Here is a 15,584-nt window from a genome sequence, read left to right on the forward strand (position 1 = left end):
CTCACTGGTATCGAATGTTTCCCCGCTAATAACAGGAAACAGATAGGACCGGCACCATAAGTCGGCTATTAAGCAATAAAGCAACCTCCTACCTTTGGTTCAGGCTGTATCACTTTCACAGATACTTAGCCTGACCAAACGGTAAATACACTCCTCCACTTACTCTCTTCCCCAATACTCACTTTTAGTTCGAACAATTAACCATTTCATCACCGTATTTTCTCGTGTATCTCGGCAACATAGTTTCATTACCTAATAATCCCCCTTGATGAAGGTACAAGATAGGCACATCTTCTGCGCTCAAGTTTAGATAGTGCTCCAGTGCCAGCCAACCCAGAGGGTCATAAAGTAACTCAAAAGCGATACCGCTGAGTGAGAGCGTTTTCCACATCTCATAAAACTCAGGGTACAACTTCCCGAAGTGATATTTTTTTTCAAGAGTCACAATCTCAGGATGATGTTTGGGATTGTCAGACAGCTCGGTAAATTGCTGAGTTAAGTAAGCACTTCCCCCAACCGCAGCGCAGGTAAGTACCCGAATACTTATCCCCTGCTCAACAAAGTACTTATTAATATATAGAGCTGTTGTGCCGGTACCCGACGGCAGGAAAACGACAAGATGATGTAATTCATTCTCATCTGCCCACTGCACTATTTCCTCAGCCAGTTTAGATACCCCGAACTCGGCATACTCACAGCGCCCTCCTTCAGGCACAAAAACCACATTTGCCTCATGGGGCTGCACGACTTCTTGTATATAGGTATATGTGTCCCGTCCTTCGCTATTATCCAGAGTGTCTAGTGATATGACACGTGCACCATTAGCTAATGCCGCGCCGTAGTTACCGCTGGGATTTTTTTTGATGTGAGAAGCGATGTGATCCACATAAAACTCTAAACTCCACCCCTTAAGTTTAGCTAGCGCCGACATAGAATAAAGTGAGTTTGCCTGGGGTGAGCCATAGCCGATGAGCTTACATACTCCCGGAAAATCATGCTCGAGGAAATAGGCAAATTTTCGCGCCTTATTACCCGAAAATTCGGGGTGGAGCAGATCATCTCGCTTCACAAAAATGTCTCTGTTAAACATCTCTATGGTATCGACAGGGGTGTGGCTTAACTTCATTTCAAGACAATAAACTGGAATAGACAGAGAGTGATGTTACCACCGGATACACCTTACAATCGACTAAAAGAACTAAAAGCTGATTAATCTCACTAACTTCCGCCCCACCACCACCGACAAGCAATTGAAACTAAAGGGTTTAAACAATTGGCACGGTACCTGCTTAATAGCATTAAGAATAAACATAAAAGACGCAGTTCCACTGGAGGCCTAAATGGCAGTATTACGGTTAATTTTTAACATAGCTTGGTTTGTGCTTGGCGGCTTCATCATGGGGTTAGCATGGTGGCTAGCTGGCCTACTTTGCTTCATCAGTATCATAGGGATCCCATTCGGACGCGCCTGTTTTGTCATAGGTGAAATGACATTTTGGCCATTCGGTCAAGAACAGATGAATAGAAGACATCTCTCAGGGCAAGAAGATATGGGAACAGGCGCTTTTGGCACAGTAGGTAACATTATCTGGTTCTTATTATTCGGGATCTGGCTCGCCATCGGACATATCACACATGCCTTAGCCTGTTTTGTAACGATTATTGGTATCCCTTTTGGCATTCAACATCTCAAGCTGGCCATGTTAAGCCTAACCCCAATCGGCCAAAGTGTCGTGTCGAAAGCCTAAAGTGATCATTAGGTAACGGTATACAGGTGGCTTAATCAAAGCGTTAAGCCATCGTGAAAGGTTTTGCCATTATTGACTAGCCGCCGTAACAGAAGCCATATAATCATCTAAAATAGATTTAGCATCTATTCTGGTTAAACCATGATTAACAATACTTCGCCACTTGTGGCCATCTGGCGTGTTTTTAAAGGCAACATAGAGTTGCTTCTCTTCGAGCAGCTTTTGATTCATCTGTAACTTATCGGCTAATGGCTTCAAATCTTCTCTCGCCAATATAAACCTGAGGACATGAACATCAATCACGGCGCCATCAACACGACCCGTTGCCACCTTCTTGATATTATGTTCATCAGAACTGACGACTTCTACAGGTTGAGCCCCCTGCTTAATCATAATATCCAGATCGGCAGTATTCACATAATCCCTGACCACACCTAATGTATACTCATTTAGATTGATAAGCTTTGGCCAGCGAATAGGATTAACTTGTCTCTCTACCAGGCCCAATGGGCTTACACCTAGTGATTCAGAAAAAATAAAAGCCTGTGTCGGATAAGAGTATTCGGGCAGGTATCCAAGATACATAGAATCATCCCGGCTAGCCAGCCTCACAGCTCGGCTCCATGGATAAAAATCGACCAAGAGTTCATGACCCATGGCATTGAGAGCTGCTCGAGTAATAGCAATCAATGCCCCTTGATCGACCAGAGTTTTTCCGGAATAAGGTGGCCAATGTAAAGACGTCAGCTTAAGGGTATCAGCTTTAGCGGACGAGCTTATCAATAGGGTTAAAAGTAACACAAACCTCAATCCGCACTTCACTGATGAGTGACTCAACCCAGAAAACGCCAATATAATTCTTAATCGGTTAATGAAGTTATCCTATCTAAAATTGATTTTACATAAGTATAGACAGTTTATACTTGCTGGTTATCCGGTATTCTAGTCAGCCTTTGTTACAATTGTCGACTAGCATGTATGGCCTTAATAATGAGACATTGGCTAACATATTATGATTAAGTAGGAACAGTTATGATCCGTAAAGTGCTTATCTCCATTATCGGAGGATTACTGACACTCGCCGGAATCGCTCTGTTGGCGCTGCCCGGTCCCGCTTGGCTTCTATTGCCAATAGGGCTTGCCATCTTAAGTCTGGAATACCCTTGGGCAAAGATTTGGCTGCGAAAGAGTCAGCGCCAGTTTTCAGCTTCAGCAGCTTGGCTAGATAGAAAGATCTTATTGAGAAAGATGAAGCGCTCATAGCAATTCTTAACCTCCTATCCCCTGAGACACTTAGAGCGCAAACATGGATCACAAACATAATCAGAACGTGACCTGAATGACCCTCCCTGCCTGAATCCCTAATGAGTATCTGAGATCTGCTTCACGATTACTTAATCCAAACATACGATAGACTCAATCTAAACAAAGTGTTACCCCATTTATTTGTGAAATATTAAGATGACCCCATTAAGTACCCACACAAAAAACAAGTATTAATGTGAGGTCAAGTATGAAGCGATTTTCTTCTGTTTCTCTCGCGATTATCACAATATTCAGCACAGCTGCCATGGCTCAGGAACCTATCGAGATTATTGAACCCGCAAAAATCACTGCACCGGAAAAAGTTGAATTAGGTAAGATGCTCTTTTTCGAACCAAGACTCTCCAAATCAGGCTTTATCTCATGTAACTCATGCCACAACCTGTCATTAGGTGGTGTCGATGCACTACCCACATCCATAGGTCACAACTGGCAAGAAGGTCCAATTAATTCGCCAACCGTACTCAATGCAGAATACGGTTTAGCCCAATTCTGGGATGGGCGAGCCAAAGATCTGAAAGAACAAGCAGGCGGTCCAATAGCTAACCCGGGGGAAATGGGATTTACCCATGAACTCGCCGTTACAACAGTCAACTCAATGCCTGATTATCAAGCCAGATTCGCAGCTATTTATGGCAAAGACTCAGTGAATATCGAAAATATTACCGATGCTATTGCTGAATTTGAAAAAACCTTGGTGACACCGAATAGCCCGTTTGACCAGTTCCTTAAAGGCGACAAATCAGCAATCAGTGCACAAGCAAAGTCAGGTTATCAACTGTTTAAAGACAAAGGTTGTACTAGCTGTCACAACGGACCAGCTGTTGGTGGCACCATGTATATGAAGATGGGCTTGGTCAAACCTTTCCACACCGATAACCCAGCTAAGGGGCGTATTGCTGTAACAGGTAATTCAGCAGATAAGTTTGTATTTAAGGTACCGACACTTAGAAATATCGAGTTAACCTATCCCTACTTCCATGACGGCGCAACTTGGACACTGGAAGAAGCTGTGAATACCATGGCAGATATTCAGCTCGGCCAGCAACTGTCAGAGACTGAAGTCAAAGAGATGGTTGCTTTCCTTAAGTCACTCACCGGCGATCAACCACAGATAGTTTTACCTATCTTACCGCCATCGAATGCGAACACACCGAGACCAGTACCATTTGGGGGCTAGACCAATCGGTAAAAGCTTCGGATACAAGAACGCCAGCTTAATGCTGGCGTTCTTGTATCCGGAACATTTATGCAAGCTTGCCATGGAAGGCTTGAAACTTGCTTTATGTCTGGCTTCTCTTAAATAAAGAGTATGCGCTCTTACTTACTATAAGAAGCTCATAAATAAACTAACGAGCTCTAGCCGTCTATCGGCGACTAGCAGGCAAGTTGCATAGAAACATTATTATAACGTTCTAGGATTGCAAGCAAGACACCTTGACGCCTCATATTATCCATTACGCCCGGGCTAAAGCGTTCGAGACGCGTCATGGCCGTGAGCAATAGCTGGCAATCATGCAAGCTAGCATCGGCAATGTACTCGGGCCTGTCAACTAAATGGCTATTTTGATACCAATCATCCCAGTTAAAGTCTGACAATAACAAGTGACTCTTGGCAAGATCATCCGTAAATTCCTGTATTTTACATACAGAGATGGGTTTATCACCACAGGCTAAAATACTCACATACTTAGCATAAAGATTCGATGTCTGATGGCTAAATGACTGTTTCATCTGATACCTCCTATCAACGGGGATAGAGTGAAGTGAATAACAGATAAACCTGTAAAACCACTTTATACATATGCTCGCTGAAATTGCTATTTCGACTTCTCAATAATCGACTTTCTCTAGTAAAGAATGTCTGCATATGTCGTACCACTCATTTAATATCCACATCATAGGATAAATCAACTGAACCTAAGCTTAACGGTATGCTATATCTTAAATATCGGCAGCTAAACAGATTTACTTTATAGATAAACAGGATATGGCAGGCTGCTATACACTCTTCAGATGGCTGAGAGACCTACCTTCCTCATTTGAGAGCTTACAGCTAAACATAATACCCTTTGGTTCTGATTCCTAATATGCAATGCCGCCATTGCCGATTGGTTATAGACAAGCCATGAATAACCAATATGCTATAAATAGGTAAGTCCAGCTCGAAAGTTTTAGCCAGCAGTGTAGCCAGAGCCTTAGATGAACTTCGGGATATTTATAAACATTTTTGTAAAGGTAGCTTTGGTTTCAAGAATTGGTTTCGGTAATTGGTTTTTGCACCGTCCACGCCCCATTTGATGCAAACGCTAAAAATGAGAAGAAAGATAAGAGTGAAAAGCACCACAAGATTAAAGCTCTGCACGATCGAACTCTTCCATAATGAGCTCAGTAAACAGACGTCCCGCCTTACCCAATGGACGCTCCATGGTCGACACTAGCTTAGGTGTGAAGCTGTGACGGCTACCACCACTAAATTCCACCTCTACTAGATCCCCACGCTTGAGTTCATCATGGATAAGAAAGTCAGGCATCCAACCAAAACCCAGACCCATCTCTAAGGCATTCTTCTTCATGATGAACCCCGACAGATAAAATACCTTATCACCACCAAATTGAAGCTCATCCTGATAGTTTATCTCGGGAGAGGAGTCCTCGATAGTGAGTTCAACATGCCTTTGCAACTCAAATAACGAGATGTTCTCTTCCACAGCCAAGGGATGGCTTGCCGCTACCACTAATATACTGGTGATGTCCGGCAGGGACTGAGGTCGATAATTGGGGCCAGTTCGATAGTCTTTCACAAGCATCAGATCGGCATTATCCCGCTCAAACCTATCTTGTACGCCTCCCAAAAACTCCATATTTAGCTGTATTTTGGTCGGGATCTGATGAGCGGCCATGCGTTTTAGTGCCTTCATGATCGGCTCCATCGGCAAGGCGCCGTCAATCACCAACTCTAATTTTGGCTCCCAGCCCTCACTGAACCTGCTCGCTAAATGTTCAATGTTTGCAAGGTACTGCAACAGTCTCTGGCCTTCGGCAAGTATAACTTTACCTTCTGGAGTTAATTCAGCTCGGTACTGCTCCCGACAAAAAAGATTTACACCTAAGTGTTGCTCTAGCTTCTTGACCTGATAGCTAACCGCAGACTGAGCCTTATGCAAACGCTCTGCAGCCTTAGCAAAGCTGCCTTCTTCGACCAAAACCTCAAGCACTTTAAATGCATCAACATCTATACGCATACATGCCTCATTAGTGTAAACATTAACATACCATCTAATTTATAGATTAACTCACGCCAATTATTATTCTTTTTTTTGTTCATCCTAGCAACTAAATTGATATTAAGATCACAATTAAAGTGAAACTGGCGTCTGGATCAAAACAAAAAGACATCACTTCGCCAAGTAGATAAAAAGCACATATCAAGGTGCATGAAAAATTGAACGAGGATAGAACAATGGCAAGCGAACAAAATCCACTGGGTTTATTGGGCATAGAATTCACTGAATTTTCCACCCCAGATCTTGAATTCATGCATAAAGTATTTATCGATTTCGGTTTCTCAAAACTGAAAAAGAGCAAGAACAAAGATATCAGTTACTACAAGCAAAATGACATCAACTTCCTGCTGAACAACGAGCGAAGTGGTTTCTCAGCCGAGTTTGCTAAGAGTCACGGTCCTGCTATCTGTTCTATGGGCTGGCGTGTAGAAGATGCACAGTTTGCCTTCGACGGTGCGGTAGCACGCGGTGCTAAGCCTGCCGATGATGCTAACAAAGATCATCCTTATCCGGCTATTTATGGCATAGGTGACAGCTTAATTTACTTTATCGACATTTTTGGCGAAGAGAAGAATATCTACCAAGATGATTTCGTCGATCTTGAAGAGCAAGTTATCACTCAGGAAAAAGGCTTTATCGAAGTCGATCATCTCACCAACAATGTCTACCAAGGCACTATGGAGTTCTGGTCTAACTTCTATAAAGATATCTTTGGTTTCACCGAAGTGCGCTATTTCGATATTAAAGGGGCTCAAACGGCCTTGATCTCTTACGCCCTACGCTCACCGGATGGAAGCTTCTGTATTCCTATCAACGAAGGTAAAGGCAGCGACAAGAATCAGATCGATGAATACCTGAAAGAGTATGATGGCCCAGGCGTACAACATCTGGCATTCAGAAGCCGTGATATCGTTGCTTCTCTCGATGCAATGGAAGGCTCATCGATTCAGACATTAGACATTATCCCTGAATACTACGATACCATCTTCGATAAGCTGCCTCAGGTCACCGAAGACAGAGCACGTATCAAGCATCATCAGATATTGATCGACGGCGATGACGATGGCTACCTGCTACAGATTTTCACTAAAAATCTGTTCGGCCCTATCTTTATCGAGATCATTCAACGTAAGAATAATCAGGGCTTCGGCGAAGGTAACTTTACCGCCCTATTTCAGTCAATCGAGCGTGATCAACAACGTCGCGGCGTACTCTAGCCTCCAGTCTCTAACGTTAACAAATTTGCCAATTTAGGTTAGCCCGATGTAAAACCAGCCTTAAAGGCTGGTTTTTTGTTTTCAGTGAGCAAAATATTCTCTAGACTGAGCCTCCTTATAACAAAAACTAAGAAGCTTATTACAGATGCCAGATATCGCCCTACTCGCTGTTTTTTTACCCACCTTCTTTTTTGTCGCAATCACACCCGGCATGTGCATGACGCTCGCCATGACTTTAGGCATGAGCATAGGTGTGCGTCGCACCCTATGGATGATGGGAGGGGAATTGATTGGCGTGGCTATCGTTGCTATTGCAGCCGTCATGGGCGTTGCAAGCATCATGCTCAACTATCCTCAGGCCTTCTCGGTGATCAAGTATGCCGGTGGTGCTTACCTTATCTATATAGGTATCCAAATGTGGTTATCTAAAGGGAAAATGACCATAACCACAGAGGCACAGACAGAAGTAAGTCGCATGACACTGTTCAACCAAGGCCTACTAACAGCCCTATCAAATCCTAAGAGTTGGGCTTTCATGATATCCCTGTTACCGCCATTCATCAGCGCTGATAAAGCGGTGGTGCCTCAGCTCTTCTGGTTATTGTCTATCATCTTGTTCTCTGAAGCCGTTGCTATGCTCGCCTATGCCACAGGCGGGAAAAGCTTAAGGGTGTTTTTGTCTAAGGGTGACAACATTAAACTAATGAATCGTATCGCAGGTTCCTTGATGATAGGCGTCGGTTTCTGGCTGGCATTAGGTTAAATGTGATTCCTAGGCTCTAGCTCTTAGCTTCTACAAGCTAGAGCCTCATTTATTCCATCGCTTTAAACGGCAGTAACTTCGCTGCCTCTATCATGTAAAGCCGATTTTGTTCGGCTTCCTGCAAAGTGAAATTCTCAATGGCGTCTCTAAAAGCGGGATGAGCTATCTCGTGGTTTGAGTAGGTCTCCACTGGCTCAAATCCCCTGGAAATCTTATGCTCCCCCTGAGCCCCCGCATCGAATGTCTCTAAACCATGCTTGATGCAGAATTCAATTCCCTGGTAATAACATGCCTCGAAATGTAATGCATCGGCCTCTTCCAAACAGCCCCAGTATCGGCCATAGAGATGAGTATCGCTATTGAAATAGAGCGCTGCAGCGACGATCCGGGATTCGCCGTTCTCCTCTTTTGAGTCTATATGGTCATCTAAGCTCTCTGGAGTATCCGAACTATCGGGCTGTAGTAAGGGCTTTTCGACAACCAGCAACTGCACTTGGCCCGCCATGGTTTTTCCAATTAACTTAAAAAAATCTAAATTGAGATAGCCGTAATGTCCCGAGCGTTTGGCATAAGTAATTTGGTAACAGTAATAGAAAGATTGCCACTGAACCTCTGTCACATCAACACCCGCAATAAACCTACATGTATACCCTTTACTTTGAGCCTTACTCCTCTCTTTGAGGATATTTTTGCGTTTACGGGAACTCATAACAGACAAAAAATCATCAAATCCTTGATAATCTTGGTTACGCCAATGAAACTGAGTGCCCGTTCTCTTAAGGGGCCTTGGCGCTACATTTAGAGCTGCTGGTGCTGATGATGCTGAGCCTAGCTCTAACAGTGGATCTAAATGGGACTCTTGTGATTGTGATTGGGAAATAAGCCTATGTTGCCCCTCGGGCATAAATAGGCAATGCCAACTGGAATAGCTCCCACGTCTCATCTCATGATTTAAAGCTTCCATCATCAAGGAGACAACAGACTGAGACTCTTGCTCACTTAATTGCCTATCTATGCCTAACCTATTACCTGTGACTGGCGTAAAAGGCACAGCGCTCAATAACTTAGGATAATACTCAATATTGTTCCTTTCATAAGCCTCGGCCCAGGCCCAATCAAACACATATTCTCCATAGGAATGACTTTTACTATACAGGGGCATTACCGCAATCCGCTTGCCTTGGCGCAATACCGACATATGCATAGGAGTCCAGCCGGATTTCGGGCACACACATCCGCTTTGCTCTAACGCCAATAAATATTCATAACGAGTAAAGGGGTTTCCTCCCTTACCGCTCTCCTTAACATTTCCCTGCATCAAGCTATTCCATTCATCGGCCCGTATCGCGGAAATGGATGGCGAAAACTCAAACTTTATCTCAGCTCCGAACAAGTACTTCTCCCATTTTTTGTCTTGCAATTTTATATGATTAACGTCACATTGCAGCATCAAATATATAACTATAACTTTCTAGTATAAGAAAAGGGGATCTCAATGCGCTCGCTGAAACGCTTATTCGTCGCCATGTCTGTGGCCGTACCTTTACTGGGTTTATCCTCGGCATTTCATGTTGCCCCCGTACACGCCGCCGAGTCTTCAATATACAGCCACATGGCAACCGTGCAACCCGTTTGGGCTAAGCATGGCATGGTGTCGAGTCAAGAAACATTGGCGACTAAAGCTGGTGTAGAGATTTTAAAGCAAGGCGGTAACGCCGTCGATGCAGCCGTTGCAGTTGGCTTTGCACTGGCAGTCACCTTGCCTCGTGCAGGCAACATAGGCGGCGGTGGCTTTATGTTGGTTCATCTCGCCGAGCCCAACAAGACTATCGCTATCGATTACCGCGAGATGGCGCCATCGAAAGCCCATAGAGACATGTACCTCAATGAGCATGGAGACGCCGTTGCTAAGCTGAGCCGCGAACACGGCTTGGCAGTCGGTGTGCCAGGCACAGTGATGGGCATGGAACTGGCCCTCGAGAAATATGGCACCATGACCATGAAGCAAGTGATGGCCGCATCGATAAAAATGGCGGGTGAAGGCATAACTGTCACACCAGATCTCTCTACCTCATTAATTGGCCTAAAAAGACGTATCGCCCAATGGCCAAGCTCTGCCGAGATATTTTATAAAGCAGATGGCAGTAATTATCAAGTCGGTGAAGTGCTAAAACAACCTGAGCTTGCCCATTCTTTATCCTTAATCGCCAAGCAAGGCAGCAAGGGCTTCTACCAAGGTGAAACGGCCCAAAAGCTAGTAGCTGCGGTTCAAGGGGCTGGCGGGATCATGACATTGGATGATCTAAAACACTATAAAGTTGTCGAGCGTAAGCCAGTAACTGGTGATTATCGTGGTTATAAAGTCGTGTCTATGCCACCACCATCATCAGGCGGTGTCCACATCGTCGAAATGCTCAACATATTAGAAAACTTTCCAATCGACAAGCTTGGCCATAATACCGCTGCGACCCTACACCTGATGACCGAGGCCATGCAACGCGCTTATGCAGATCGCAGTGAATACCTCGGCGATCCAGATTTCTATAAAGTACCGGTACAGGCCTTGACCAGTAAAGATTATGCCAAAAAGTTAGCCAGTCAAATCACAATTAACAAAGCGACGCCAAGTAGCGAAATTAAGCCAGGTAAGCTTGCACCTTATGAGAGTAACCAAACCACTCACTACTCTGTAGTCGACAAATGGGGCAACGCGGTATCAAATACCTACACCCTCAATTTCAGCTATGGATCTGGCTTAGTGGCAAAAGGCACTGGCATCTTACTCAACAATGAAATGGATGACTTTTCCGCAAAACCCGGTACTCCCAATGGTTATGGACTGGTAGGCGGTGAAGCAAACTCAGTAGAGGGCCATAAACGCCCACTCAGCTCCATGAGCCCAACCATAGTAATGAAAGATGGCAAACCGTTTATCGTCACTGGCAGCCCGGGTGGATCACGCATCATCACCACCACGATGCAGATCATCATGAATGTCATTGACCATGATCTTAATATCGCCGAAGCGACTGCAGCGCCTCGCATACATCATCAGTGGTTACCCGATGTACTGCGTGTCGAGCAAAGCTTAAATCGTGACACCATTGAGTTGCTCGAAGCTAAGGGACATAAAGTCAGTGTCGGCAATGCCATCGGCTCGACTCAATCGATAATGGTCACAGAGCAAGGCGTATTTGGTTCATCAGATCCTCGCCGAGCCGGAGCACTGACCTTAGGTTATTAATTCCGGATACACCTCTTTGGATTCAATGCCCAAAAGGGAAGCCAGTGGCTTCCCTTTGTTAAATGCTTCCCCCCTTCCCCTCCCCGAAAAAGTCGTCAGAAAGAAACTAAAACGAGCCTGAAACAAATTAACTCATTTCTAACAACTTAAGCGCTGCAGGCACTAGCCTTACCGATATTTGAATTCACCTATAATCAAGCTTGTGGTTAATAACCTATCAAAAAGTGCCAGGTAATGTATAAAAACAGGGCACTCAAAACATTTGTTACAAACAAAACATTATTTTGATAGATTTAACACCTTTAAGCATGATACTTAAAAGCTCTTAACGTCAGTTTAAGGCTTTTGACGTATAAATTGTCATGATAACTTTTTGTCTCACTTAAACTGCACGCGTTCGCTCGTAATGGGCTGGACGATAATATTTTCAACACAAGCAAATAAAAATAAATCGGGGATATAAATATGAAGGGATTAACCCTCAAACCACTGGTAACCGCTATGGCACTCACCTTTGCATTAGGTGCTTGTAGCTCATCTACTACAGGAAGCAGCGACACGAACGTGGCACCAAACGTCGTAGCGCAGCAGATCATCGACAACAATGCAGGTAACCCTTTCTTTAAGCCTTACGATACTTACCTAGGTATTCCTGATTTCGATAAGATTAAACCTGAACACTACCTACCTGCATTCAAGGCGGGCATTGCTCAACATCAAGCCGAAATGCAAGCCATCATAGATAACCCGGAAGCACCTAACTTCGCTAATACTATCGAAGCTATGGAGTTTTCAGGTGAGTTAACTTCAAAGGTTGCCAGTGTTTTCTATAACCTAACGGGCGCCGACACTAACGATGCACTACAGAAGATCTCAAAAGAGGTCTCACCTATGCTTTCATCTGCCAGCGATGATGTATTGCTCAATGACCAATTGTTCCAGAAAGTAAAAGCAGTTTATGACTCACGTGATAGCCTGAATCTAAATACCGCTCAGTCTAAGCTACTCGATGACACTTATAAGTCTTTCACTCGTGGCGGCGCTAACCTAAACGAAGCAGACAAGACTAAGCTTCGTGGTCTTAACGATCAGATTGGCAAGCTCAGTTTAGAATTTGGTGACAACCTACTGGCCGAAACTAACGCATTTGAACTCGTGATCGATAGCAAGGCCGATCTTTCAGGTCTGCCGCAAGATGTGATTAACACAGCAGCAGAAACTGCAGCAAAGCGTGGTCATGAAGGTAAGTGGGTGTTCACCACTTCACGTCCCTCTATCACGCCATTTTTGACCTATGCCGACAGTCGCGAACTACGCGAAAAAATCTACAACGGCTATATCATGCGTGGTAATAACGACAACGCTAATGATAACAAGCAGATTTTGGCTAAGATGTCGGCGCTACGTGCAGAGCGCGCCCAGCTGATGGGTTACAAGACCCACGCTCACTTCGTACTGGAAGAGCGCACCGCTAAGACACCTGAAAATGTCTATGAGTTACTCAACAAGGTTTGGCCTGCAGCCCTCGCTCAGGCAGAGGCCGAAGTGGATGTGATGCAAGAGCTTATCGATTCTGAAGGCGGCGACTTCAAACTTGCTGGCTGGGATTGGTGGTACTACTCAGACAAGATCCGCGTGGCTAAGTACAGCTTTAATGAGCAACAGACTCGCCCATACTTTTCACTTGAAAATACCCTTAAAGGTGTATTCTATACGGCAAATCGTTTATTTGGCATCACAGTCAAGGAACGTACCGACCTGCCTAAGTACAACGATGAAGTGCGTACCTGGGAAGTCTATGACAAAGACGGCTCTCTGATGGCCATCTTCATGGGTGACTACTACGTACGCGACAGCAAGCGTGGTGGTGCATGGATGAACTCATACCGTCAGCAGTACAATATGAATGGCGTCGACTCTAAGCCTATTATCGTTAACGTACTTAACTACCCTCGCCCAGCAGCAGGTGAGCCTTCACTACTGACCTTTGATGAAGCCAGCACTCTGTTCCATGAGTTTGGTCACGCCCTTCATGGCATGTTGTCAGATGTTCAGTATCGCTCTCAAGCTGGGACTTCAGTACCACGTGATTACGTCGAGTTCCCATCACAGGTGATGGAAAACTGGATGACTCAACCAGAAGTATTGGCTCAGTTCGCTAAGCACTACAAGACAGGTGAAGTGATCCCTCAGGCGCTGGTAAAGAAAATTCAGGCTGCAAGCAAGTTCAACCAAGGCTTTGCCACCGTTGAATACATGGCGGCGACTAAGCTAGATCTTGATTGGCACACAGTAACCGACTTTACCCCGAAAGATGCGGCTAAGTTTGAAGCTGAGTCACTTAACAAGATGGGGCTTATCAATGAGATAGCACCTCGTTACCGCAGTACTTACTTCTCCCACATTTTCTCTGGTGGATACTCAGCAGGTTACTACAGCTACCTTTGGTCTGATATCTTAGGCGCCGATGCTTTCGAAGCCTTCAAAGAAAACGGTATTTTCGACCAAACTACAGCAGAAGCCTTCAGAAACAACATCTTGTCTCAGGGGGGCAGTGAAGATCCTATGCTACTTTACAAGCAGTTCCGTGGCAAAGAAGCGGGTATCGACCCACTACTTCGCAGTCGTGGTTTGCTTGCAAAATAACTGCGCCCACAAACATAAAGTTTGTCCATGCTTAGATTAAAATAAATAAGAGCCCTTTTTAGGGTAATGCCGATCACTTAGTCACTATTTTGCATACATAATCACTTTTTATTCACTTTCTGAATTAACGGAATTTGTGTAGCAATCATTGACTAACAGCAGAACGAGTAAGGGCTACAGCCAGATTTAGATTAAATCCCCTGTAGCCCTTATTTTATCAATATTTTTTCTTAACTTACCGGCATTACCCTTTTTAGGGCTCTTATTATTTACTCGCCCTTTTAAATCCCTCTTCTTATTTTTATGCAGACTTAGTTCAATGCATACGTATTCAACTCTTCCCTCAATGACCCAGTATTATTTTTGAGCAATGATGAATCAGTTCTTGAGGTGTAATACCAATCAAGAAAATGGAATTTAAAATGAACATTGGAAAAAAGAATATTGTAGGTGCGATATAGTAATCGACGGTTTCCTTCAGATTTTAGAGAAAACGTACTTCAAATAGTCAAAGAAAAGTATGCTGACCTCAAGCCCACCCTCACTTGTGAAAAACTCGCTGAGCTCCACGCATTCGCCTTTCGTGTGAAACGCTTCGACAATGGATGATTGCAGCTCGCCAGTGGACAGTCCGTAAACGTCAAAAGATACAGGTTTACCAACCCCGATATCATCATGATTATGTTGGTAAGCTGATCCAGATAGATGGCTCTCACCATGACTGGTTCGAAGGACGCTCAGAGAAATGCTGCCTATTGATATTTATCGATGATGCAACAAGCCAGCTTATATCTCTTTATTCCTGCGAGCCAGAGAATACCTTTGACGATATGAAGGCAACCCGCAAGTACGTTGAAAACCCTGGTGAAGTGGTTAACCATAAGCGATGAGGAGCAGCGCTAGCGGCTGTCAAGTCAGGATGAAAGAGCCTGCGAACCTCATAGGAATAGGAGAGTGGCAAGCCGTAAGACGTCTAGGCGAACAATGAGTCCTATTTATCTCTCTGAGGTAGAGTTTAAACCGAGTTCTTCCAGAGACTAAATCAGTCCCAAATACCTTAAAACTGGTACTGGAGATCCGAGTGTAATAAATAAAGAGGCTCTGGATAAAGAGTTTAAAACGACATAGTCAGCGACACCGCATGGCATGGGAGCGCTTCAAGTACTACATCGAATATTGGTTACCGAAGCAGAGCAGCGCTTTTACGCCAAACACCCGTGGTAGGAGCCGGATGCGTTAGTAGCGCACGTCCGGATCTGCGCGGGTAGTCGTCACCAATGAATTCCTACCGCGACCAAAGGATAAGTAACTTTGGTCGCTTGACGGTGATCTTCAATTAATTCGAACTGATTGGTA

General features: G+C 44.5%; 12 protein-coding genes and 1 pseudogene. 8 read left to right on the forward strand and 5 right to left on the reverse strand.

What is annotated here, in order from left to right:
- Positions 1–184: 184 nt before the first annotated feature.
- Complete coding sequence (locus sps_RS07005) at positions 185–1,126, reverse strand: pyridoxal-phosphate dependent enzyme (RefSeq protein ID WP_077751884.1); 942 nt, start codon at positions 1,124–1,126, stop codon at positions 185–187.
- 214 nt (positions 1,127–1,340) lie between these two features.
- Here sps_RS07005 and sps_RS07010 point away from each other — a divergent pair, with 214 nt between their 5' ends.
- Positions 1,341–1,748, forward strand: a complete 408-nt coding sequence (locus tag sps_RS07010) for a YccF domain-containing protein (RefSeq protein ID WP_077751885.1) — start codon at positions 1,341–1,343, stop codon at positions 1,746–1,748.
- A 69-nt stretch (positions 1,749–1,817) separates the two neighbouring features.
- On the opposite strand, the gene sps_RS07015 is transcribed toward sps_RS07010, so the two are convergent.
- Entirely contained in the window at positions 1,818–2,549 is a 732-nt protein-coding gene (locus tag sps_RS07015) for a substrate-binding periplasmic protein (protein ID WP_077751886.1), read from the reverse strand.
- Positions 2,550–2,780: 231 nt separating this feature from the next.
- On the opposite strand from sps_RS07015, the gene sps_RS07020 reads away from it, so the two are divergent.
- Positions 2,781–3,011 carry a PGPGW domain-containing protein gene (locus sps_RS07020; RefSeq protein ID WP_077751887.1) on the forward strand — a complete coding sequence of 77 codons (231 nt, stop codon included), beginning with the start codon at positions 2,781–2,783 and terminating at the stop codon, positions 3,009–3,011.
- Positions 3,012–3,261: 250 nt separating this feature from the next.
- Positions 3,262–4,251, forward strand: a complete 990-nt coding sequence (locus sps_RS07025; RefSeq protein WP_077751888.1) for a cytochrome-c peroxidase — start codon at positions 3,262–3,264, stop codon at positions 4,249–4,251.
- 197 nt (positions 4,252–4,448) lie between these two features.
- Here the strand turns inward: sps_RS07025 and sps_RS07030 are convergent, their stop codons facing one another.
- Positions 4,449–4,805 (reverse strand): DUF6508 domain-containing protein, encoded by a 357-nt coding sequence (locus sps_RS07030; RefSeq protein WP_077751889.1) that lies wholly within the window; start codon positions 4,803–4,805, stop codon positions 4,449–4,451.
- A gap of 617 nt (positions 4,806–5,422) precedes the next feature.
- Positions 5,423–6,316, reverse strand: coding sequence for a LysR family transcriptional regulator (locus sps_RS07035; protein ID WP_077751890.1), 894 nt, complete (start codon positions 6,314–6,316; stop codon positions 5,423–5,425).
- 218 nt (positions 6,317–6,534) lie between these two features.
- On the opposite strand from sps_RS07035, the gene hppD reads away from it, so the two are divergent.
- Positions 6,535–7,575, forward strand: a complete 1,041-nt coding sequence (gene hppD, locus sps_RS07040; protein WP_077751891.1) for a 4-hydroxyphenylpyruvate dioxygenase — start codon at positions 6,535–6,537, stop codon at positions 7,573–7,575.
- 145 nt (positions 7,576–7,720) lie between these two features.
- Positions 7,721–8,338 (forward strand): LysE family translocator, encoded by a 618-nt coding sequence (locus sps_RS07045; RefSeq protein ID WP_077751892.1) that lies wholly within the window; start codon positions 7,721–7,723, stop codon positions 8,336–8,338.
- Positions 8,339–8,387: 49 nt separating this feature from the next.
- Here the strand turns inward: sps_RS07045 and sps_RS07050 are convergent, their stop codons facing one another.
- Complete coding sequence (locus sps_RS07050; RefSeq protein WP_077755579.1) at positions 8,388–9,731, reverse strand: GNAT family N-acetyltransferase; 1,344 nt, start codon at positions 9,729–9,731, stop codon at positions 8,388–8,390.
- 102 nt (positions 9,732–9,833) lie between these two features.
- Between sps_RS07050 and ggt the strand changes: the two genes are divergently transcribed.
- The 3 genes and pseudogenes from ggt to sps_RS29295 form a co-directional block, all read left to right on the forward strand.
- Positions 9,834–11,582, forward strand: coding sequence for a gamma-glutamyltransferase (ggt, locus tag sps_RS07055; protein ID WP_077751893.1), 1,749 nt, complete (start codon positions 9,834–9,836; stop codon positions 11,580–11,582).
- Between the two features lie 465 nt (positions 11,583–12,047).
- Positions 12,048–14,228: a M3 family metallopeptidase gene (locus sps_RS07060; protein ID WP_077751894.1), complete on the forward strand. Its 2,181-nt coding sequence runs from the start codon at positions 12,048–12,050 to the stop codon at positions 14,226–14,228.
- Positions 14,229–14,687: 459 nt separating this feature from the next.
- Positions 14,688–15,103, forward strand: a pseudogene (locus sps_RS29295) (transposase family protein); the annotation flags it as partial.
- Positions 15,104–15,584 lie beyond the last annotated feature (481 nt).

Origin of the sequence: Shewanella psychrophila, from assembly GCF_002005305.1 — a bacterium.
GTDB classification, from domain to species: domain Bacteria; phylum Pseudomonadota; class Gammaproteobacteria; order Enterobacterales; family Shewanellaceae; genus Shewanella; species Shewanella psychrophila.